Here is a 21,575-nt window from a genome sequence, read left to right as displayed (position 1 = left end):
TGAATTTGTTTCCGCGCGGCGCAGCCGCCGTTCGCGGGGAAAGAGAATCCTTTCTCCTTCCGTTTTATCCTTGGGGAGCATCCCGCGGCTTTCGCCTCACGGGCCCTGTGAAGGCGAGCACCAACCGGAAAATCCTTCCTTTGGATTCTATCCCATATATCGACCGAAAGGCCGATAATTTTAGGCCGTTTTCTATTTTTTTTCGTTTTTTTCGCCGCCTGGCGCCGTCAGCTTGTCGGGGTGCAGCAGCCGCAGAAGCGTTTCCATCTGCAAATCTCCGGAGGAGGCGCTCGCCTCGCGGTTCAGCTCGCGGGTTTCCAGCAATTCCCTGCGCATAATCGGAACGCCCTTTGGGGCGCTGATTCCGATTTTGACCCGTTCCGCGCCGATTTCCGTAATCACGATTTCGATATCGTCGCCGATCAGGATGGATTCGGAGGTTTTCCTTGTGATCACCAGCATGTCATTCCCTCCCCGCGGCGGCGCCGTGAAACAGCTTGCAGCGAACCGGGTAGCTGCTTTCTTCCAGAATGACCTGCGCCCCGGTTTTTTGCGGCACGTTGATGACGATGGGGCTTTTCAGGTTTACCACGGAGTTTTTGAGTTCCCGCTTGATCACGGCAACCGCCAGAAAACAGAGGTCCTCCGGCTTCGGGTTCCCCAGCCGTTTCAAGTCCTCCGGCGAAAGAGAGGGCTCATAGTCTTTAAAAACAAAAAAAGGATTGACGACGATCAGGGAAGGATACGCGTCATGAGCCGCCTGCAGTGACCAGATGATCTGCGATTCATCCCGCTGCAGCAGGATGAATTCCTTCACCGATTCGAATCCGTAAATCCCGTTTTCAAACCGAATGATATTCCGGGAGCCTGTCCGGGTCCCGGGGTATTCCTGTTTCATGGAGGCTCCTTTCCCGGCGGCGTGACGCCGCGTCCCGGCCGAGTTCCGGTCAGGCAAGTTTGTTGAAACGCCTGTCTTCCCGCTGATCCGGGACGGATTCGTACAGCCGCGCGGCTTCGCGGTAAGACCGGATTGCATCTGTCGGCGCAGGTAGCGAATCGCTGTAATTTTCACGGCTCAGTTCATAACGCAGACGTCCGGTTTCCACCTGCAGCCGAAGCTCGCGCGGTTCCAGATTGAAGCGCAGCGGTACGGCGGGCATAAACGCAACGCCGACGCCGGGATGATTCCGGCTGATTGTGTCGCAGACTGGAAGATCCCGGCGTTCAATGGCAATCAGCATATGGATTTCCTTCCGTTGAACCGTCTATGGTAAGCAGGCCGCAGGCGCTTCTGCTATTTCATGAAATCAAGCAGTGTAGGCTGAAGAATGCTGCTGCATACCTGCAGAGCCGCCTGATAGCTGAATTTTTCCCAGGCCAGATTGGAAAAGGCGGTCGCGGGATCGACGTTTTCCACGCTCTCGTCCCTGGCCTGCAGGTTCAGGTTGACGTTGGAGATATAATTGCTTGTGCTTTTCAGGAGAGTCTCTTTATTGCCAAGCTCCGAATTGGCCTTGTACACGTTGTCCTGCGTGTCGCTGAAGCTGTCCATATAAGGCTGCATCGCGTCCATCAGCTGTTCACCCGTTAAGCTTTCATCCTTGAGGGTTGCGGCCATTTTGGTCATCAGGGAATAAGCGTTCTTCGGGACGCTCGTTCCGTCTTTCGTAACCATGCCGTAGCCGAGGTAGTTGATTCCCGGCAGCGCGGCGTTGAAGGCGCTCTGGTCGACGACGTTTCCGTTCGCGTCCGTCTTGAGGCCCAGGCCGATATCCACATAGGAGGTTTCGCCCGCAAGCTCGTCGAGGTCCACCATATTGGTGATTTTGGTGGAGGACGTGCTGGCCTGTACGGCGTCGCCGCCGTTTTCGTCAAGGTTGCTGATGTTAATCTGTTTGACGTCGTCCGCCGTGATTCCGGAGAGATTTGAATCCGATGTGCTGGCGGCGCTCAATGCGGACACGAAATCGCCGCTCTGCAGCTCGTCCTGCAAATCCTGCTTGGTTGTTCCGCTGATGGTAATTGTTTTGCCGGCGGGATCAACGGAAACGGACTTTGCCCCGTTGGAGATCTGAACGGTGTATCCGTTCAGCTTGTCCTTGAGGGAAGCGCCGAAGTTGATCTGCATGGATTTCTGGGTCGTTTTTCCGTCCCCGTCGGTATAATTGTAACTTACGGTAGAGGAAGCTCCGTTGGTGTTTTCGCCGGTGTCCACATTGATTCCGCGGTATAAAAGATTGCCGCTGCCGTCGAGCGTGAACGGAGCCTCGCCTTCTCCGCCGGCCCCGGAAAAGAGATAGCGGTTGCTGTACTGGGCGTTCATGGTGGAAACCAGGGAATCCCGCAGACTGAGGATATCGTCCGCGAGCGAGTTTCTTGCGGATTGCGGCGTGGCCCCGTTGATTCCTTTCAGGGCGCTTTGGTCGTTGGCGTTGGAAAAGACGTTCACGATTTTTTGAACCGCCGTGTCCGCCGATGAAATCAAGCCGTTCAGATTTTCAATATTGGAGGAGTAATTCTCGTTCAGGGACAGCTGGCGGCGAACCTGAAAAGCCTGGCCCGCAAGAAACGGGTTGTCGGAGGGCGTCTCAAACTGCCGGAAATCCGAGGACGTAACACCGGCCTTGTTCAGCCGGTCAAAAGCGAGATTCAGATTTTTAGTATACTGGTTTGAAATCATTCCGGATGTGATTCTCATGGACCATTATCCCCTTCCTACAATCCCCATATTGTTGATCAGCGTGTTCAGGCATTCGTCCACGGTCGTCATAAACCGGGCGGAAGCCGACAGCGCCTGATTGTAAACGATTAGATTGATCGCCTCTTCGTTGATATCCACGGAGGAGTTTTCCTGACGGCGCGTGTTGATATTGCTCAGCATGCTGGAGTTCGCGGTATCCTGGGAATTGACGGCGTTGATGTCCTGGCCGAGCGTCAGGGAGATATTATCCACGGCCTCCTGCATCGTCCCGGTGAAAAGGTCGATGCCGTTCGGGGTGGAAATCGTATACTTGCTTGTCGTCAGGTCGGAAATCATCTGTGTAATGTTGCTGTTCGAGCCGCTGGAATCGTCGCCCGCGTTTGCCGTGTCTTTGGAAAGAGTCAGGTAATCGCTGGTCCAGTCGGGAGAAACGCGGATGTTTGCAGCGGTGATCGTAGAATTGCCCGACAAGTCGACGGTTTTGCCGTTTGAATCGGTAAACAGCGGCTTGTTGTCTTTCGCGTCGTTGGTGCTGTTGTCGGCGTTCATCACCGAAGCCAGCTTCTGGGCCAGGGTGTCCAGCATATTTTCATAGTACCCGATGCCGCGGTCGGTGTCTGTGACCCCCCCTGAGGGGGTGTCGTACTCCCCGTTTTCGTTGAGCAGGCTAAGGTATCCGCTCAGGCTGCCGCCCTTGAGCAGATCGTTGCTGTCGTCGGCCGCGCTGCCGCAGGTTTCGCCGTCCGTATCCGTGACGACCACGGTTGCGTGATCCTTGGAGCTGGTGCCGGAAAGGCTGAGGCTCCCCGCCTTGTTTCCGTCTACCAGGCAGACCTCTTTAGAGCTGGAGGTCTGGGTCCCGTCGCTGCCGAAGGAACTGCCGTGAATCGCGTCGCCGTTGCTGTCCGCCAGGTAAATCGACATCGTGTCGACGGTTTTGCCGGAGCCGACGTCGGTCGGCGTTTCCACAACCTTGACGTTGACATATTCCGAAAGCTCGTCGATCAGCGAGTTCCGCTTGTCCATCAGCTCCAGAGCGGGCGATCCGGCAAGATCGGCGTTTTTGATCTGGTCGCTGAGACTTGAAATGTTTTTCAGAAGGGTGTTGACTTTGTCCACTCCGTATTTGCTCAGATAACCGTACTGCTGGTTCCGGATGGTGTCGAGCTGGCTGGCCGCCGTGTTGAGCTTTGTGGCGAGCAGAGAGGCCGCCTCTTTCACCGTGCTTTCCGTCGCGGTGGAACTGCCGGTTGAAGTCAGGCCTTCCAGCTGTTCGATCAGGTCGCTGTATGCCGCGCTGATTCCGTCCGTTGAGGTTTCATTCAGGGCATCCTGAATGTCCTGAAGGGCGCTGAGCTGTGTGGAAGTCAGCCCGCACTGCGCGTTCTGGGTCCGGTACTGTCCGTCCAGAAACGGATTTCTCAACTGGCTGATTCCGGTTGTCGAAACACCTTCGCCGACGATGGCGCCGACTCCGGCGTAAAGCATATTGATGCTGGTCGGGGCGACGCTGCTTTGATCCACGCGCTGGCGCGTGTAACCGTCCGTGCGGGCATTTGTAATATTCTGACCCGTGGTGTTCAAATTGGTCCGCGCCGCCTGCACGCCGCTTTTGGCAATATATAATCCGTCAAATGTTGAACTCAAGACACACACCGCCCATTCTATATTTTTGTGGAAAGAAATGCGGGGGGCTGATTGCCGCCCCTGATCTTCTCGTCGTAAATTTTCCGCAGCTCCGGCCGGTTTTTGAGTTTGCCGATCACAGCGGACGCCGTATGGATCTTTTGCTCAAGCAGAACGGTATTCTGCCGGTTTGTTTCCTTCATCTCCGTCAATACGGAGGAGAGCTGACGGAACAAAGCCTGGGCCTGCTCCCGGCATTCGCCGGGAAACTGCGGGATGAGCGCGTGAAACTTGGCGTCGGGCTGAGGCGTCAGGTTCATCAGCTTTGCGCGCTCCTGCTCCAGCCCGCGGGCCTCCAGCACAAAGGCCTGCTCCCGTTTCAGGCATTCGTCCAGCAGGTCGAGCCTGCCGTTTTGCAGATCATCCAGCTTTTCCTTTTCCAGCCCCAGAAAGTTCCGGTAAAAATCCAGCAGCTTTTCAAAATAAGAAATCAGGCTGCCGGACGTTTTTTTATCCATCATGGCCCGGATTTCCCCCCTTTTCGCATAAACATACTTATTCGTCGGACAGAAGCAGTCCGGCCAGCAGGCCGGAATCGACTTTGTAGCTTCCGTTCCCGACAGATTCTTTCAGATAATCGAGCTTTGCAGCGCAGGAGTCCCTGACGATATCTTCCCGGATGCTGTCTTTCAGGCCGCCGAGAAAAGAATCCTGCCGCTCCGCGCGGGAGGATAGTTCAATCTTGTCGGTTTTCGAAACCTGCCCCAGAGAGCCGGCAAACGATGAGGACGACGGCTTGACCGTCCCTGTTTTGCCTGTGTTTCTTTTTCTGTTGATTGGTGCAAATGGGGTAATGGAAAACCCAGAATCTTTGATCAGCATCCAAACGTTCACCTCTTATAGCCTTTATCGGACGGTTGTTTCAAAAATTTAGCTTTCCGCCGCAGAAATAGATGGAATATTCATCACATGAACTGTTTACGGGCCGAATCAATTCATAGTCACTAGAAAACAAATGCGTTTTTTGTCGAAGACAGAAACAAAAGCCTCAAAAAGCAACAATACATTACTAAACGTTTACTTGGTTTTTTATCTAAATTTTACAGAGAAATAATTTTTTTTCCACCGAAATCTGTTGACTTTTGTCGTATTATGTATGATAATATATCCTAATTAATAACAACATATTTTCCTCAATATTTTCAATATTTGGAGTTTTTTCCAGAGAAACAAGAAAATCTGCTACAACAGGTATAAAAAAGAAATGTAAATAAATATTCACTTTTAATGTGTTTTTATTCTTTTTGGAAGGAAGGTGACGAGCTTGAACTGGAGCGACAGTGTAACAACATCCCTGCTCAAGAAAGATCTGGACGGACTTTGGGCCAGACAGCAGGCGGTTTCGGACAACATCGCTAATTTTGAAACGCCCGGTTATAAAACAAAGAGCGTATCGTTTGAGGATCAGCTGCAGAATGAAATCGCGGCCGGCGGAACCTCCGATGATATGGTCAGCGGAATCGATCAGGTTCAGCCGGAAACGACCGTTGCGCAGGACGAAATGTTCCGCGCGGACGGAAACGGAGTAGACCTGGAGCAGCAGAATGTGGAGTCCCTCAGAACGCAGATGAATTATTACTATTCCCTTCAGACGATCGGAGACGTGTTTTCAAGGCTGAAAACTGCGATTGGCGGGGGCACATAAAAAATAGACAGGAGGTCTTTTCATGGCATTTCTCAGCTCGCTGGATATCAGCGGTTCGGCATTGACGGCAAGCCGGCTCAGAATGGACGTTATTTCCGAAAATATCGCGAACGCTTCCACCACGCGCACCGACGCGGGCGGACCCTACCGCAGGAAGATGGTGGTTTACCGCGCCGCGGATTCCGAGGAGGACAGCTTCGGCTCCCTTCTGAACAATGAACTGGGCGATTCCACAAAGGCGCCGGGAGGTGTCAAGGTCGACGGAATCGTCGAGGACCAGACCCCGTTTACCACGGTCTACGACCCCTCCAGCCCGGACGCGGACGCTCAGGGCTATGTACAGAAGCCGAATGTAGACGTGACGAAGGAAACGCTGGACATGATGTCGGTGACAAGGGCATATTCCGCAAATATTAACGCGCTGAACGCGGTCAAGAGCATGGCCGGCAAAGCGCTGGAAATCTGGAAGTGACGATAAAATGAATCAAATTGTGCCAATTCAGGATCTAAATTCACTCAATACGTTAAGCTCTGCCGGCTCAAACGCCGCACAGTCTCCTTCCGGTCTGCCGTTCCAGTCCCTGTTCGAAGACGCCGTCAACAATGTGAAGCAAACGGACGCCTCCCTCAATACCGAAGTCTATAAAATGACGACGGGCCAGTCGGATAACCTGCACGATATTTACATTGCGTCCCAGAAAGCCAGCCTTTCCGTCGACCTGCTGGTGCAGATGCGCAATAAGGTGCTTGATTCCTATAACGAAATCATGAGAATGAGCGTTTGATGAATTTTCGTAAAGGGCGGTTCAAATCCGGATGAATGAATTAAAGAAATACATACAGCCAATTAAAAATTTTTGGGTAAAACTGTCCGCTAAAACGAAAAAAATCATTTTCATTTCCCTGGGAGGGGTCGTCCTGCTTTCCGTCGTTCTGGGACTGCTTCTGAACCGCACGCAGTATGTGGTTCTCTACTCGGGGCTGGATCATGACGAGGCCGTGGCGGTCATGGCGCAGCTGAAGGACAGCGGCGTAGACTACAAGGAATCCGACGACACAATCTACGTTCCGTCGGACAAAGAAGATTCGATGCGGATGCAGCTCGCCAATGAAGGATACCCAAAATCGGCGCCGAATTACGACTTCTTTACCAGTAATGTCGGGGTCATGACGACGGATTACGAAAAAAAGGTCATTGAAAAATATCAGATGAACCAGAGGCTGGAAGCCGTAATCAAAACGCTGGAACCGATTGAAAACGCCTATGTTACCATCAGCATTCCGGATGAGGGGGACTATGCGTGGGACGACCAGAAGAACGCGCCCGCCGCCTCCGTTACGGTCAAAATGAAGTCCGGGCAGACGCTGAACGCGAAACAGGTCAACGGCATCAAGCAGCTGGTTGCAAAAAGCGTTCCGAGTCTGAAAACGGAAAACGTCTCCGTCATTGACAATTCAACCGGAGAGGAACTGAATTCCTCGGATTCCGACACTTCCGGCAGTGTCCAGATGGACATGACGGAATTCAAGCTGAAGATTGAACAGCAGTATGAAGACAGCCTGCAAAAAAAGATTCTGAATCACCTGACGGAGATCTACGGGCAGAACAATATCAGCGTAAGCGTAAAAAGCCAGATGGATCTTGATAAAAAAATTCAGAACATCGTCACTTATCAGCCGACCACCAGCGACGGAAAGGGAGTTGTCAGCGAAAGTACGGAACAACATGAGGAGACAAGAGACGGCTCCTCGGGCGGCGGCGCCGCCGGAACAGAATCCAATACGGAGACAACAACGTATCCAGGCGTGACGGTCAACGGAAATATCATAACGACAAAAGACAACAAATCCTATAAATACCTGGTCAGTCAGGTTCAGGAGCAGATTCAGAGCGACGCCGCGGCGCTGCAGGACGTAACGGTTTCCATCATTGTCAACGACCCCGGGATGACGGACGCGGAAGTGACAAGTCTGAAAAACGCGGTGGCTTTTGCCTCCGGCGTCAGCGCCGATAAAGTGGACGTTATGAGCAAGAGCTTTTATAGCTCCGCGCAGCCCGCCAACGCGCAGCCGGCCGGCTATGCCCTGCCGTTTGACTGGCGTCTTCTGGCCGCGGGGGCCGGCGGATTTCTGCTGATTGTGATTCTTACGGTCGTTCTTCTTGCCAAACGCAGGAAAAAGCGGGCGAAAGAGCTGGAAGAGAAGCTGATGCAGGGAGAGGAAGTCAATTTGGACGGCCTTTCGCGCGCTGGAATTTCGGACGTTCCCACGGAATCCATCGAGCAGATTCGCCAGTCGACCGGCGGAAAAGAGGAGAAGGTTCGGAAAGACCTTCAGGAGTTTTCAACCCCAGAATCCGGAAATTGCTGCCCAGCTGATTCGCAGCTGGCTGAGGGGGGAGGACGACAATGCCTGAACATAAAATTTCAGGAGCACAGAAAGCCGCCTCCGTCATCATCGCTCTGGGGTCCGACGCCGCTTCCAAAATCTATAAATATCTCCGTGAAGAAGAAGTGGAGCAGCTTACGCTCGAAATCGCGAGGACGACCAATCTTCCGCCTGATGCGATGGAAAGCATTCTGGGCGACTTCTACAACCTTTGCCTGACGCAAAAGGTCATCACGGACGGCGGGGTGGAATATGCCCGCAACGTGCTGGAAAAAGCCTACGGCGCGCAGATGGCGAGCTCGCTGCTGGACCGCGTCACCAAGTCGCTTCGGTCAAAGGCGTTTGAATTTCTGCGCAAGGCGGATTACAAAAACCTGCTGACCGCCATCCAGAACGAACATCCGCAGACGATTGCCCTGATTCTTTCGTACGCGCGCGCGGACCAGGCCGCGACGGTCATCGCGGACCTGCCCCCGGACAAGCAGTCGGACGTCGTCCAGCGGATCGCGACAATGGACCGGATTATTCCGGACGTTGTAAAAATCATAGAAAACAACCTTTCCGATAAATTCTCCAATGTCATGAGCGTCGATATGACTCAGTTCGGCGGGGTCGACTATGTGGCCGACATCATGAACAATATGGACCGCACCAATGAAAAATCCATTTTCGACGACCTCAACCGCAAGAACGCGGAGCTGTCCGAAGAAATCAGGCAGAAGATGTTTGTTTTCGAGGATATCGTTATTCTGGACAGTATGTCCATTCAGCGTTTTTTGCGGGAAGTGGACCCGAAGGATATTGTTTATGCGCTGAAAGGAGCCAATAAAGAGGTTGCCGATACCATCTTCAGCAATATGTCCTCTCGCTCTGCCGAAACGGTCAAATCCGACCTGGAATATACGCATAATGTCCGCTTGAGGGATGTGGAAGAAGCGCAGCAGCGTATTGTCGGCGTAATCCGCCGTCTGGAAAGCGAGGGCGAACTGGTAATTTCTAAGGGCGGGAAGGATGAAATTATTGAGTAAGGTCATTAAAGCCTCCCAGTACGGTCCGTTTATGGAAGAACCGGTATTTCAGTCAGCGGGCGTCGGCCATGCGTCGGTGGAAGAACAAAGAAAGCTGATTCTGGAGGAAGCGTTCCAGAAAGCCAAACAGATTATCGAATCGGCACAAAGCTACAGCTCGGCTCAGCTGCGCGACTGCGCCCAGCGCGTGGAAGAAGAACTGCAGGAAGCAAAAAAGCAGGGGTATCAGGACGGCTTTTCCCGCGGCCGCGAAGAGGGAGAAAAGGCGGGGCTGCAGTCCGGAATGCGGCAGGGGATTTCCGAAGGAGAGAAAAGGGCCGACGAGGAGAACCAGACCCGCCTGAACGAGCTTTCCGAAATGATCCGGTCCGTTGAAAAATCCAAGACGGAGATTCTTGCAAAATTCGAATCGGATCTGACGGATCTTGCGGTCACCATCGCGAAGACAATTATCAAAAGGGAGCTGGAAGCCGACCCAGGCGTTCTGCACGCCATTGTTCAAAACGCAGTCGATTCCTACCGGAATCAGGCGTGGGTTCGCATTTATGTCTCCGGGAACACGGCAAAGCTGCTGACCAAAGCCGACGTTTCCATCGCAAAAGAGCTGGAGTCCGTCTCGGATCATGTCAAGGTGGCCGTAACGCCGGGGATCGGGGACGAAGCCTGCGTGATCGAAATGCCGGATCAGGTGATCGACGCGGGAGTCGATACGCAGCTGAACAAAATACAGTCGGCGATGCATGACTCCGAACGTTCGGAACAGTAAAAACGTTTGAAAGGAAAGGCCGTATGGTTGATTTGCGGGCTGCCTGCGAGATCGTCACGAAGATTGATCCGCTCTGCTACAAGGGAAAAGTGAAAAACATCGTCGGGATGATGATAGAGACCACCGGCCTTGACGCCAAAATCGGGGATATCTGCACCATCGGCGGCCAGACGGGCGGGCCCGTGGTCGAAGCGGAGGCGGTCGGTTTCCGCGACGGAAACGTGCTGCTCATGTCGTACGGGGATATCCGCGGGGTGGGCCCGGGAAGCATCGTGGAATCGACCGGCCACAAGCTGCGGGTTCCGGTCGGCGAATGCCTGAAGGGCAGGACCGTCGATGCCGCGGGCAACCCGATCGACAGCCTGGGGGACTTTGAACCGGAAACGTACTACGATGTGGAATCCTCCTGCGTCAATCCTCTGGACCGGCCCCGCATCAGCGAAACCATGACGTTCGGCATCAAGGCGATCGACGGGACTCTGACCATCGGCAAAGGGCAGAGGGTCGGCATTTTCGCCGGCAGCGGCGTCGGGAAAAGCACCTTGATGGGGATGATCGCGAAAAATGTCAAATCGGACATCAACGTCATCGCGCTGGTCGGCGAGCGCGGCAGAGAGGTAAAGGAATTTATTGAAAAGGACCTGGGAGAGGAAGGTTTGGCCCGCTCCGTGCTGGTCGTGGCGACCTCCGACCAGCCGGCCATGCTGCGGGCGAAATGCGCCTTTGTCGCGACGGCAATCGCGGAGTATTTCCGCGATCGGGGAGAGGATGTTCTGCTGATGATGGATTCCCTGACGCGTTTTGCCATGGCCCAAAGAGAGATCGGGCTCGCGACGGGCGAGCCTCCTATCGCAAGGGGCTACACGCCGTCCATTTATTCGCAGCTGCCCAGGCTTTTGGAACGGAGCGGAAACTTTATGACGGGTTCCATCACCGGAATTTACACGGTTCTGGTGGAGGGCGACGACACCAACGAGCCGATATCGGACACCGTGCGCGGCATTCTGGACGGGCATATCGTGCTTTCGAGAACGCTTGCCGCGAAAAACCATTACCCCGCCATCGACGTGGGAGCCAGCATTTCCCGCCTGATGACGGATATTACCTCAGAGGAGCATCAGGCGTCCGCCTCGCGGCTGAGAAATCTTCTCTCCGTGTACAATCAGAATTACGACCTGATTTCCATCGGAGCTTATAAACCCGGCATGAACAAAAGGCTCGACGAAGCGGTCGGTAAAATCGACGGGATCAACCGGTTCCTGATGCAGAGGGTTGACGAGTCGTTTTCCTATGAAGAAACCGAAAACCAGATGAAAGGGATTTAAAACATGAAGAAGTTTGTCTTTTCCCTTGAAAACGTCCTTCGGTATAAGAAGGAATTGCTGGATATGCTGAAGAATGAAATGGCGCAGCTTCAAATGAAAATCCGGGAGCTGGAAGAGGAAATCACCAGAGTAAAACGGGAGTATTCCGATTTGAACCGGACCCTGACCCTTCAAATGAAGACCGGGGTGGAACCCTGCGGCATTGCGGTGTACAAGCGCTATTTTGTCGAGCTGGACCGCCGCACCAGAATGCTGGAATCGCAGAGGACGGCAGCGCAAAGGGCCGCCGCCGCGAAGCAGGAGGAGATCATCCATATGAAAAGCGATATTTCCGGCCTGGAAAAGCTTAAGGATTCACAGCTGAAGGACTATGAGGCTCAGGGACGCAAGGAGCAGGAGCTGCTTGTGGAAGAATTTGTCTCTCGGAAAAAGGATGCCTCGGATTGCCGGACGGCCTGAACAGTTTCGCTGTCTAATTTAATTTTAGATAGATTGATTCCATTGAAAGGAGGTGAGTGAACATGATACAGATCAGCGCGCAGAGCATGAACGTGCCTCAGGCGAAGCCGGCGGGCGAAAACCGGCCGGCTGAAACGGACGAATTTCGTTCCATGCTGAAATCCGCCGTTCAGAAGTCGGATTCCAAAGCGCCGAATAAGGCGGAAGACGGTAAAACAAAGAAACAGGTTCAAAAAACGGACGAATCGGACCGAGGGCAGTCGAAGCAGGACACAACTCAGCAGACTGCATCCCCCTCGCCGCAGGAATCCGCTCTTTTTATTGCTCCGGGAAAAATTCAGGCAGTTGATTCTCCGGCGGATGGGAAAGACGGCGGCACGCAAACGGCGCAGATCGCCGGAATTCAGGCGGCTGCTCAGGAAACCTCTCAAACGGCGGCCGGAACCCTTGTTTCCGGTGCGGAGCAGACGGCGGAAACGGCCGCACAGCAAATTTTGCCATCCGCACTCGATGAAAAACAACCCCCTGCGAAATCCGTGCGGACTTCCGGCACTCAGGCGGCGGTCCCCGTAAATGAAAAGGCCGCTTCCCAACAGGGAACGAAACCAAACGGCACGGCGGACGCACGGGCGAAAACCCCGGCGGAATCCGGCCGATCGGGCGGAGCACCCCAAAAGGCGTCGTCCACCGGCCAAGCGCCGAAGACCGAAGGCAAGGGAATTTCAGCCGGAACGGTTCCGGACGGAACGGCGCAGGCCGCGCACACCGCGGACTCAGCCGATCAATCTTCGGCCGTTTTGAATCCCGCCTCGACGGGAGACCGGGCGGTTCAGGAAGTCAAAACGCAGGTGCGCGGCGCGGGTTTGAGCCAATCCGGCGGAGACGGCAAAACCGGCCAACCCGGGGTTGACGGCAAAACCGTAGGAAACGCCGCGGCGGCGACCGACAGCCTTTCCAACCTTTACGGCAACGGCAACATTGTCATCAAGGTTTCCGGCGAAGCGGCCCAGGCTCCATCCCCGGTTCATCAGGTGGCGAACGCGGCGGCCTATCAGCTGCAAAGCGGGAAAAACGAGTTCCAAATGGATCTTTACCCGCAGTCGCTCGGAAAGGTTTCGCTGAAGATGACCTCGCAGAACGGCCTGCTTACCGTTGAAATCGCGGCGGCCGATCCAAAGACCCAGAGCCTGCTCCTCTCAGGTTCCGCCGAAATCCGTACAATTTTACAGGCTTCCACCGGACAGAACGTACAGACGGTGATTCCGAACCAGCAGGCGGCGCAGTGGTACGGGCAGCCCCAGGACGGCGGCGGAGGAAATTCCGGGAATCAGGGCCGCGAACGCGAGAAACCCCGTAAAAGCACCCTGGAGGGAATCGGCTCCGTTTCCTCGGAGCTGAGCACAGGCGATTTTCTTACCATGATTCAGCAGATCGGCGCGTTTTCGCGGTAACAAAAGGAGGAAAAAAACTTGGATAACCTTGGAATTACAGGATATGGGACTCTGGGGCGAACCTACGCGTCCGGGCTGGAATCGTCGGCAAACAACTCAAAAACAAGGAATCCGTCGGACTCTTCGCTGGATATGAACGATTTCCTGCAGCTTCTGGCGGCGCAGTTCCAAAATCAGGATGTGATGAATCCAACGGATAATACCGAATTCATTTCCGAACTCGCGCAGTTTTCGTCCCTGCAGGCGATGAGCGAGCTGACCACCTACTCCGAGCGGCAGTACGCTTCAACCCTGGTCGGCAAGACCGTGGAGGTGGGAACATACGACACGGCCGGGAAGTACGCAATGAAGAAGGGTGTTGTCGAAAGCACGGCCTTTGGTTCCGACGGCTGCGGCATTCTTCTGGAAGGCGATAATACGGCCTACAAGCTGACCGACGTGGTCATGGTTTTGAACGATTCGGGATCGAGCGGCGATTCTTCGGGAAGCGGTTCTTCGGACGGCGGTTCTGCGGAGAAGTAAGACTCGCCGAGCACGCCTGAAACTCCCTGCACCGTCGTAATTCAATCAATCCAAAGGCGGCGAAATCATGAACGACATCCAGTTTCGGAAAAATTATTCCGCCTGGATCGGCCCAGCGTATCCGGTTCAGCCGGAAAGCCGTAATCCCAAAACCCGGCAAACCGACTCCGCAGGAAAAGGCAGTTTTTCAGAAATCCTGCAAACCGTACGGCAGGGCGGCCTGACTTTTTCCAAACATGCTCTGCAGCGTATGGATGAACGGCAGATTGAAGTTTCCCCAGAACTGATGGCGCGGATGAGCGGCGCGGCGGAAAAAGCAAAAGCCAAGGGCGTGCGCGACGCGCTGATGATGAGCGGAGACACCGCATTTATCGTCAATATTCCCAGCTCGACGGTTGTCACGATGATGAACGGCGGGGAAATGAAAGAAAACATTTTTACAAACATCGATGGAGCCGTGATTTTATAACCGGACCTTTGTAAGGGGGTTATCGGGCTTTGAATGACGGAGAAGCCCGGCGGTTCCGAAAAAAGGAGAGAAAATACAATGGCTATGATGAGAGCAATGTCCTCCGGCGTGGCCGGACTCAAGGCCCACCAGACGGGGCTGGACGTGATCGGCAACAATATCGCGAACGTCAACACCTACGGGTTCAAGGCCTCGCGCACCCTGTTCAGCGATGTGCTGTACCAGACCTTGACCAGCGCGACGGCGCCGGGGTTTACAAAAGATGGCGATGGCAAAGTTACTGCTGATAATGGTACGGGCGGCATCAACCCGAGCCAGGTCGGCTACGGTTCCACCGCTTCCTCGGTTACGGTCGATACCGGACGCGCCGGCATGGCGACCACTGGGTTCGGCGGCGACTGCTATATCAACGGCGAGGGATATTTTGTTGTCGGCACCGGTAAACCGACAGACGACGTCCCCGCAAGCTATCAATATACACGGGTCGGTGCTCTTTCATTCGATTCCGCGGGTTATCTGGTGGACGGACACGGAAATCGTGTCTGCGGCGTCAGTAATTCTGCACCGGCCACGCTGGCCGGCGCTTTGGATACTGTGACGGGCAACAAGCCTGAATATATCCACTACACGCTTCCGGACGGAACCGGGACCGACGACGCGAAAAACAATGTTTTTGATAGCGTCGCAATTGGAGAGGATGGTACAATTACAGCTACCAACGCGGCGGGAAAAGTCGTGACGATCGGACAGATATATCTGGCCCATTTCTCTAATCCGGGCGGTCTCGAGCAGGAGGGCGGAAACTATTATAAAGACACCGGCAACTCCGGCGACGCCCTCTGTGCCACTCCGGGCAGCGGTTCGACCGGCAAGCTGGTGACCGGCGCGCTGGAATCCTCCAACGTGGACCTCGCGAATGAATTTTCCAACATGATCTCCACCGAACGCGGCTACCAGGCGAACTCCAAGATCATCACGGTTTCGGACACGATGCTCGAAACCCTTGTAAATATGGTCCGTTAAGGAAACGCACCGCCCCTTCCCGGGTAAAACCGGGAAGGGAACCGCGGTGGTCATCCGACTGGGAGGAAGGAAAATGATCGAACTCACGCAGCTCAACGGAGCGCCGTTTCTGCTCAACTGCAATCTGATCGAGACGATCGAGAACATACCGGAAACCAAAATTTCGCTCACGACGGGAAAATATTTTCTGGTTCAGGAAGAGCGAAAGGAAATCATTCGAAAAATTATCTCCTATCAGCGCATGATTTACAAAAATATGATCTGTATTGAAGGGCTCAGGCCTCAGGATTAAATCTAAGGTTCAGGGAAGTGTTTGTTCATGGATTTTACAGGAATTATCGGTCTTATTGCCGGCTTGGGCCTGATTTTCTACGGAATTACGGGCCTGACCGACATGGGCGCGATGAAAAGCTTCATTGAGTATCAGAGCATGGCGATTACCATCGGTGGAACCATTGCCTCCACCCTGATTGCTTTCCCGATTTCCTACTTCAAGAAAATCCCCGCCCAGCTGAAAATAGCCGTTCAGAGGAACCGCTACGACCCCAAAAAATACATCGACATGATCGTGGACTTTGCACAGGAAGCGCGGAAAAAGGGACTGCTTTCTCTGGAGGAAAAGGCAAACGGGCTGAACGACTCCGATTCCTTTTTAAAGAACAGCATCCTGCTGATTGTGGACGCGATCGACCCGGAAAAAGTGAAAGAGATGCTGGACAATGAACTGGATTCCCTGGACGAACGGCATTCCCAAGGCTGGCAGTTTTTTGAAAAGGCCTCGACGTTTGCGCCGGCGTTCGGCATGATCGGCACGCTGATCGGTCTGATCAACATGCTGGGGAACCTGAATATGGATTCCACAAGCGGCGCGAACGCTTTGGGGCAGGGAATGTCCGTCGCGCTGATCACCACCTTCTACGGGTCCCTGCTTGCGAACCTGATTCTGGTTCCGGTCGGTCACAAGCTGCATATGCGGCACAACGAGGAACGGCTTTGCAAAGAAATCGTTGTGGAGGGGGTCATCGCCATTCAGGCGGGCGACAACCCGAAGCATATTGAACAGCGGCTGAAAGCTTTCCTCTGCGAACGGGAGAGGGGAGAGGAAACGGAGTCCGGCAAGAAGGGTAAAAAGGAAAAAAAGAGCAAAAAATAGCGCTCATGAATATATAACGGGGGATTGAGGTGGTAAAATGAGAAAAAAGAAACAGGATGATTCTTCCGGCGGCCCCAGCTGGCTGGATACCTATGCCGATATGGTGACGCTGCTGCTTACCTTTTTTGTTCTTCTGTTTTCCATGTCGACTTTAAATTCCAGCAAATGGCAGAAGCTGGTTGTCGCGCTGTCGGCAAACATCGCAAAAACCCAGGTCAACAGCGAACAGCAGGTGGTCATCGACCCGTCGTCCAACGTCGTGTCCAAAGCGCCGAGCGCGGCCGCTCCGGATGAAGGACTGGGCGAGGAATCCAAGCCGGTCGACAAGGTAACGGATTTTGACCAGCTTTACGCTTACCTGAAAAAATACATCGAAGACAACCATCTAGACAGCAGCGTGAAGATTTACAAAGGGGACGGGTACACGTTTCTTTCCTTTCGAAACAGCATCTTTTTCGACGGTGACAGTTCCAATCTGCGCCCGCAGGGAAAGGTGATCCTCGATTACCTCTGCGACGCGATGTCCAACATTCCGGACCAGATCGGCGAAATCCGTTTCTATGGGCATACGGCCAAGGTTTCGGCGACGAATACGCCGGAACGGCAGGCGTTTGACCGCGGCCTTTCCGACGACAGGGCGAAAAACGTGCTGCTGTATGTGCAGGCAAAGGGGATTATCAGCGGAGCAAAGATGGTCAGCGAGGGTTACGGCGAATACCGCCCGATTATACCGGACGACGGGACCGAGGCGACCAGAGCAAAAAACCGGAGGGTGGAAATTTATCTTTCCAAAACCGGCAAGACGGTCGACGTTCTGGACAAGGTTTACGAGGAAATCAATGCCGCGAGCCGGGCTTCGTCGGCAGGCGGTTAAGAATTCTTCCCGGCGCCGCGGCGCCGGGCCGTACAGACAGTTTCAGAATCCTAGCTAAAGAATGGTGGTACATATGGCGGAAGTATTGTCGCAGCAGCAGATAGACGATCTGCTTGGGAGTCTGCAAAGCGGCAGCATGGATTTTCAGGAGATCGAAGAGCAGACCTCCGGACCGAAAGTCAAGGATTATGATTTTCTGTCACCTAAAAAGTTTACAAGAGAGCAGATCAGGCTCCTGCAGAATATATTTGAAAGCTTTTCACGCCTTTTCAGCCTTCATTTGTCGGGGGTTCTGCGCATGAACTGCCAGGCGGAGGTGCTGCAGGTTGAGGAAGAGGAGTATAAGGAATTCGGAAACGCCCTGAGCGATTCCGTTCTGATTGGGGTCATGGGTCTCCACAGCGCAGAATACGGCATTGAGGACAAGCAGATCCTGATCGAAATGTCCAGGCCCATTTCCTTCAGCATTCTGGACCGAATGCTCGGCGGAAGCGGGAACGGCTATAAAATCGACCGCGAATACACGGAGATTGAACTCTCTATTCTGGATTATCTGTTCCGGGAGATCGCGCCCATTCTAAAGGATGCGTGGGCCAACTATCTCGATGTGGAGCATACGATGGACGGGATCGAGACCAATTCGCAGCTGATTCAGTTTATTCAGCCGGACGAGTCCGCCGCCATTGTCGTGGTTGAGGTCACACTCAATGAGCTGAAGGGAAATTTGAATATCTGTCTTCCCGCCAGTTCTTTGGAAGAGATTTTTAAGATCTTTGATTCAAAGTATGTAAAGATCAACAGAAAACTGGACCCGCAGCAGGAGCAACGCCGAAAAGAGCACATCCTCGAAAGCCTGAAGGACACGCCTCTGACGGTTTCCGCCGTGTTAGGGAAGACGGAAATCACCCTGAAGGATCTGATCGATCTGCACAGGGGCGACGTCATTCCGCTGGATGCACCGGCGGGGGACGAGTCCGTTATTCTTCAGGTTGAGAAGCTGAAATGGTTTACCGGTCAGATCGGAGTAAAAAAGAAAAAGTACGCCGTGAAAATTGGGAAAGTCCTCTATTAATATTTTATTTGAAAAAAGGTGATTGTTTTGGAGCCAAAGCAAGAAAAGCTTCTGTCCGATATGGAGATCGACGCCATCGGCGAAATCCTGAATATCAGTTTGGGTTCTTCCGCCACCTCCGTTTCGGAATTGCTTGGGCAGCCGGTCAACATTACGACGCCGGAAGTCAGGCTGATGAAGACCAGCGAATTCGACATTAAAACCTACGAGCCCGCCATCGCTGTTGAAATTAATTATGTTCAGGGACTTTCCGGAAAAAACTTACTGATTTTAAAAGAATCGGATGTAAAGGTCATTGTCGGCCTTTTGCTTCAGACGGATTTTTCGAAACAGGAATTCGTCATGGACGAGATGAATGTCGGCGCGATCTGCGAAGTGATGAACCAGATGATGGGCGCGGCGGCCACGGCGCTCTCTCAGTTTTTGAATAGAAGCATCAATATTTCTCCGCCGAATTCGTTCCAGATTGACAATTCGGAACAGTTCAAAGCGAAGTATTTTGAGGACAGCGAGAATATCTGCGCGGTCTATTTCAATTTGATGATCGGCGATATTGTCAACAGCGAGTTTATCAACGTCATGCCGATTCCGCTCGCGAAAGAGCTGGTTTCAAATTTCGGACTGAGTTCCGCCCCGGAGGATGCGGCTGCCGCTCAAACGGCGCAGACCGAAACTCCGGCCGCAGTGGAAGCGCCGGAGCCCGCTCCGCAGGCCGCTCAGGCACCCGCTCCGGCTCCGGTTGCTCAGGCCGCGCAGCCCGCTCCGGCTGAGTCGCAGTTTCAACAGCCGCAGCAGCCTGCGCAGCAGACGCCTCCGCTGCCGGTCGATCTCAATATCAAAAGCGCGGTCTACCCCAGCTTTGACGAGCAGGAACCCACCCTGACAAAGGGTGAGACCAACAACCTTAATATGATCATGTCCGTTCCGCTCCAGGTCACGGTCGAAATCGGACGAACTTCCAAAAAGATCAAGGATATTCTTGATTTTTCCACGGGAACCATTGTAGAACTGGACAAACAGGCCGGGTCCCAGGTTGACGTTTATGTCAACGGGCAGGCGATCGCGAAAGGCAACGTTGTGGTTGTTGATGATTTCTATGGCGTTCGGATTACGGAAGTAATTAACAGCGACGAAATCATGAAACTGGTATAAAATAACAATTCATTCATTCCAAGGAGGATACACGATGGAAAAGAAAATCATGCTAGTGGATGATGCCGCTTTTATGCGCATGATGATTAAGGACACGCTGTCAAAGAACGGTTTTACCAACATTATTGAGGCGAACAACGGTCAGGTGGCGGTTACGAATTACGCCGCGGAAAAACCGGACCTTGTCATCATGGACATTACCATGCCCGTCATGGACGGCCTGCAGGCGCTGAAGGAAATCAAAGCGCAGGACCCGGACGCCAACATCATCATGTGCTCCGCCATGGGGCAGGAGGCGATGGTGGTCGACGCCCTCAAGCAGGGCGCGAAGGACTTTATTGTAAAACCCTTTAAGGCGGACCGCATTATGAAAACGGTCAACAGCATTCTGGGGTAAAAAGATCACGGAGGAATACATATGAAGCTGAGCACGGGCTTTGCATCGGACGTCCTGCCGCTGATTTTTTCCATTCTTGCAATCGCGGCCGTTCTGTACCTTTGCTATCTTCTCAGCCGATACCTTGCGAAAAAGGCCAACAGCATCGCGAACACCGCCAACATCCAAATTCTGGAGCGTGTGGCGCTTGCGCAGGACAAGGGGCTTGCGATCGCGAAGATCTGCGGGCACTGTTATCTGATCGGATTTTCATCCGACCGGATTGAGCTATTGAAGGAAATCGACGAAGCGGAAATTCGCTCCCCCGAACCGGGGGCCGGGCGGAATTTTGTGGACGCCCTGAACGCCGCGCTCAAGGGCAGATTGGATTTGACAGGAAATGATGGAAAACACAAAAACGACGGACACGAAAAATAAAAATGGGACAAAACGCAGGATCGCAAAAAAAGCGCTGCTATTTTCAGGCGTTTTTTTCATGATCGCCCTGTTTCTGCCCATGAGGGCCTCCGCGGCCGCGGTGGATGTGAACATCAACGGGAACGGCACGAGCTCGCTCCAGATTATCGAGATGCTCACCCTTCTCGCTCTGCTTCCGTCCATTCTGATTATGACGACCTGCTTTACGCGCATCGTCATCGTTCTGTCTTTCCTGCGAAACGCGATGGGGCTGCAGCAGACCCCGCCGAATCAGGTGCTCATCGGCATATCCCTTTTCCTGACCCTGTTCATCATGTCTCCTGTCGTGTCGAAAATCAACACGGACGCCTACCAGCCCTTCAAGGAAGAAAAAATCACGCAGGAAGAATTTCTGCAGAAGGCGAGCGAGCCGCTCAAGGAATTCATGCTGAAAAACACCAAAAAGGAAGATTTGAACCTGTTTGTCAACCTTTCGAAGCAGGACAGCTCCACCCCGGTGGAGAAAATGCCGATTACCCTTGTGATTCCCGCGTTTATGACAAGCGAGCTGAAACGCGCTTTTATCATTGGATTCCTTCTCTACATCCCGTTTCTCATCATCGACATGATCGTATCCAGCACGCTGATGTCGATGGGAATGATCATGCTGCCGCCTGCAACGGTGTCCCTGCCGTTTAAGCTGCTGCTCTTTGTTCTGGTGGACGGATGGGATCTGCTGTTTAAAACACTGGCCTCGGGCTTTCACCTGTAGGCGGCTTAAGGAGGTTCGGAGATGACCGTTTCAAAAGTAATGGAAGTGATTCAGGCCGCCATGCTTGTCACGCTGAAAATTGCGGGGCCTATTCTGATCTCAAGCATGCTGGTGGGGCTTGTCATCTCCATTCTGCAGGCGGCCACCCAGATTCACGAGCAGACCGTGGCGTTCGTGCCGAAGCTGTTTACCATTGCCGCCGTTATGGTGCTGCTGGGGCCGTGGATCATGCAGGTCATGAATGACTTTATGCAGTACATCTTCCGGCTGATGGTTTCCCTGAATTGAAGACGGGG

At 53.5% G+C, this 21,575-nt stretch carries 27 protein-coding genes and 1 pseudogene; 21 read left to right on the top strand and 7 right to left on the bottom strand.

What is annotated here, in order from left to right:
• Positions 1-192: 192 nt before the first annotated feature.
• From HCR03_RS09375 to HCR03_RS09345, 7 genes are read right to left on the bottom strand one after another with little or no spacing between them, the layout of a single operon-like run.
• Positions 193-462: a carbon storage regulator gene (locus HCR03_RS09375; protein WP_156989661.1), complete on the bottom strand. Its 270-nt coding sequence runs from the start codon at positions 460-462 to the stop codon at positions 193-195.
• Position 463: 1 nt separating this feature from the next.
• Complete coding sequence (gene fliW / locus HCR03_RS09370; RefSeq protein ID WP_156989662.1) at positions 464-898, bottom strand: flagellar assembly protein FliW; 435 nt, start codon at positions 896-898, stop codon at positions 464-466.
• A 49-nt stretch (positions 899-947) separates the two neighbouring features.
• Positions 948-1,241: a hypothetical protein gene (locus HCR03_RS09365; protein ID WP_066642763.1), complete on the bottom strand. Its 294-nt coding sequence runs from the start codon at positions 1,239-1,241 to the stop codon at positions 948-950.
• 53 nt (positions 1,242-1,294) lie between these two features.
• Positions 1,295-2,698 carry a flagellar hook-associated protein FlgL gene (gene flgL / locus HCR03_RS09360; RefSeq protein ID WP_066642765.1) on the bottom strand — a complete coding sequence of 468 codons (1,404 nt, stop codon included), beginning with the start codon at positions 2,696-2,698 and terminating at the stop codon, positions 1,295-1,297.
• Between the two features lie 6 nt (positions 2,699-2,704).
• A complete protein-coding gene (flgK, locus tag HCR03_RS09355) occupies positions 2,705-4,348 on the bottom strand; it encodes a flagellar hook-associated protein FlgK (protein ID WP_187037843.1) in 1,644 nt (547 codons plus the stop codon).
• A gap of 17 nt (positions 4,349-4,365) precedes the next feature.
• Positions 4,366-4,848 carry a flagellar export chaperone FlgN gene (gene flgN / locus HCR03_RS09350; RefSeq protein ID WP_187037842.1) on the bottom strand — a complete coding sequence of 161 codons (483 nt, stop codon included), beginning with the start codon at positions 4,846-4,848 and terminating at the stop codon, positions 4,366-4,368.
• A 34-nt stretch (positions 4,849-4,882) separates the two neighbouring features.
• On the bottom strand, positions 4,883-5,209 hold the full coding sequence (locus HCR03_RS09345; RefSeq protein WP_066642793.1) for a flagellar biosynthesis anti-sigma factor FlgM: 327 nt from the start codon (positions 5,207-5,209) through the stop codon (positions 4,883-4,885).
• A gap of 442 nt (positions 5,210-5,651) precedes the next feature.
• Here HCR03_RS09345 and flgB point away from each other — a divergent pair, with 442 nt between their 5' ends.
• From flgB to fliQ, 21 genes and pseudogenes are all read left to right on the top strand, one after another.
• Complete coding sequence (flgB, locus tag HCR03_RS09340) at positions 5,652-6,032, top strand: flagellar basal body rod protein FlgB (protein ID WP_187037840.1); 381 nt, start codon at positions 5,652-5,654, stop codon at positions 6,030-6,032.
• Between the two features lie 22 nt (positions 6,033-6,054).
• Complete coding sequence (flgC, locus tag HCR03_RS09335) at positions 6,055-6,504, top strand: flagellar basal body rod protein FlgC (protein WP_066642800.1); 450 nt, start codon at positions 6,055-6,057, stop codon at positions 6,502-6,504.
• 7 nt (positions 6,505-6,511) lie between these two features.
• Entirely contained in the window at positions 6,512-6,817 is a 306-nt protein-coding gene (gene fliE, locus HCR03_RS09330) for a flagellar hook-basal body complex protein FliE (protein WP_066642804.1), read from the top strand.
• A 31-nt stretch (positions 6,818-6,848) separates the two neighbouring features.
• Positions 6,849-8,000 (top strand): annotated as a pseudogene (fliF, locus tag HCR03_RS09325) (flagellar basal-body MS-ring/collar protein FliF); the annotation flags it as partial.
• Positions 8,001-8,440: 440 nt separating this feature from the next.
• Complete coding sequence (gene fliG, locus HCR03_RS09320; RefSeq protein ID WP_066642810.1) at positions 8,441-9,448, top strand: flagellar motor switch protein FliG; 1,008 nt, start codon at positions 8,441-8,443, stop codon at positions 9,446-9,448.
• Complete coding sequence (locus HCR03_RS09315) at positions 9,441-10,214, top strand: FliH/SctL family protein (RefSeq protein WP_187037837.1); 774 nt, start codon at positions 9,441-9,443, stop codon at positions 10,212-10,214. Before fliG ends, HCR03_RS09315 begins: the two co-directional genes overlap by 8 nt.
• 23 nt (positions 10,215-10,237) lie before the next feature.
• The gene (gene fliI / locus HCR03_RS09310) at positions 10,238-11,539 is read left to right on the top strand and encodes a flagellar protein export ATPase FliI (protein ID WP_187037834.1); all 1,302 of its coding nucleotides are present in this window, start codon (positions 10,238-10,240) and stop codon (positions 11,537-11,539) included.
• A gap of 3 nt (positions 11,540-11,542) precedes the next feature.
• Positions 11,543-11,998, top strand: coding sequence for a flagellar FliJ family protein (locus tag HCR03_RS09305; RefSeq protein WP_187037832.1), 456 nt, complete (start codon positions 11,543-11,545; stop codon positions 11,996-11,998).
• A gap of 62 nt (positions 11,999-12,060) precedes the next feature.
• Positions 12,061-13,449 (top strand): flagellar hook-length control protein FliK, encoded by a 1,389-nt coding sequence (locus tag HCR03_RS09300; RefSeq protein ID WP_187037830.1) that lies wholly within the window; start codon positions 12,061-12,063, stop codon positions 13,447-13,449.
• An 18-nt stretch (positions 13,450-13,467) separates the two neighbouring features.
• Positions 13,468-13,971 (top strand): flagellar hook assembly protein FlgD, encoded by a 504-nt coding sequence (locus HCR03_RS09295; protein ID WP_066642823.1) that lies wholly within the window; start codon positions 13,468-13,470, stop codon positions 13,969-13,971.
• Positions 13,972-14,038: 67 nt separating this feature from the next.
• Entirely contained in the window at positions 14,039-14,440 is a 402-nt protein-coding gene (locus HCR03_RS09290) for a TIGR02530 family flagellar biosynthesis protein (protein ID WP_066642825.1), read from the top strand.
• 78 nt (positions 14,441-14,518) lie between these two features.
• Positions 14,519-15,463 carry a flagellar hook-basal body complex protein gene (locus HCR03_RS09285; RefSeq protein WP_187037828.1) on the top strand — a complete coding sequence of 315 codons (945 nt, stop codon included), beginning with the start codon at positions 14,519-14,521 and terminating at the stop codon, positions 15,461-15,463.
• 73 nt (positions 15,464-15,536) lie between these two features.
• Entirely contained in the window at positions 15,537-15,755 is a 219-nt protein-coding gene (locus HCR03_RS09280) for a flagellar FlbD family protein (protein WP_187037826.1), read from the top strand.
• Between the two features lie 27 nt (positions 15,756-15,782).
• A complete protein-coding gene (locus HCR03_RS09275) occupies positions 15,783-16,616 on the top strand; it encodes a motility protein A (RefSeq protein ID WP_066642828.1) in 834 nt (277 codons plus the stop codon).
• A gap of 37 nt (positions 16,617-16,653) precedes the next feature.
• On the top strand, positions 16,654-17,490 hold the full coding sequence (locus HCR03_RS09270) for an OmpA/MotB family protein (RefSeq protein WP_066642830.1): 837 nt from the start codon (positions 16,654-16,656) through the stop codon (positions 17,488-17,490).
• Between the two features lie 73 nt (positions 17,491-17,563).
• Positions 17,564-18,562 carry a flagellar motor switch protein FliM gene (fliM, locus tag HCR03_RS09265; RefSeq protein ID WP_066642833.1) on the top strand — a complete coding sequence of 333 codons (999 nt, stop codon included), beginning with the start codon at positions 17,564-17,566 and terminating at the stop codon, positions 18,560-18,562.
• 27 nt (positions 18,563-18,589) lie between these two features.
• Positions 18,590-19,714: a flagellar motor switch phosphatase FliY gene (gene fliY, locus HCR03_RS09260; RefSeq protein WP_228725167.1), complete on the top strand. Its 1,125-nt coding sequence runs from the start codon at positions 18,590-18,592 to the stop codon at positions 19,712-19,714.
• A gap of 34 nt (positions 19,715-19,748) precedes the next feature.
• Positions 19,749-20,111, top strand: a complete 363-nt coding sequence (locus tag HCR03_RS09255) for a response regulator (protein WP_066642835.1) — start codon at positions 19,749-19,751, stop codon at positions 20,109-20,111.
• Between the two features lie 21 nt (positions 20,112-20,132).
• On the top strand, positions 20,133-20,528 hold the full coding sequence (locus tag HCR03_RS09250; RefSeq protein ID WP_187037824.1) for a flagellar biosynthetic protein FliO: 396 nt from the start codon (positions 20,133-20,135) through the stop codon (positions 20,526-20,528).
• Complete coding sequence (fliP, locus tag HCR03_RS09245) at positions 20,494-21,279, top strand: flagellar type III secretion system pore protein FliP (protein WP_407926866.1); 786 nt, start codon at positions 20,494-20,496, stop codon at positions 21,277-21,279. The genes HCR03_RS09250 and fliP overlap by 35 nt, the downstream gene beginning before the upstream one ends.
• Before the next feature lie 21 nt (positions 21,280-21,300).
• Positions 21,301-21,567 carry a flagellar biosynthesis protein FliQ gene (gene fliQ / locus HCR03_RS09240; RefSeq protein WP_066642845.1) on the top strand — a complete coding sequence of 89 codons (267 nt, stop codon included), beginning with the start codon at positions 21,301-21,303 and terminating at the stop codon, positions 21,565-21,567.
• Positions 21,568-21,575 lie beyond the last annotated feature (8 nt).

Source organism: Caproicibacter fermentans (genome assembly GCF_014303955.1).
Classification (GTDB): domain Bacteria; phylum Bacillota; class Clostridia; order Oscillospirales; family Acutalibacteraceae; genus Caproicibacter; species Caproicibacter fermentans.
This window is presented reverse-complemented; position numbering and strand designations above follow the sequence as displayed.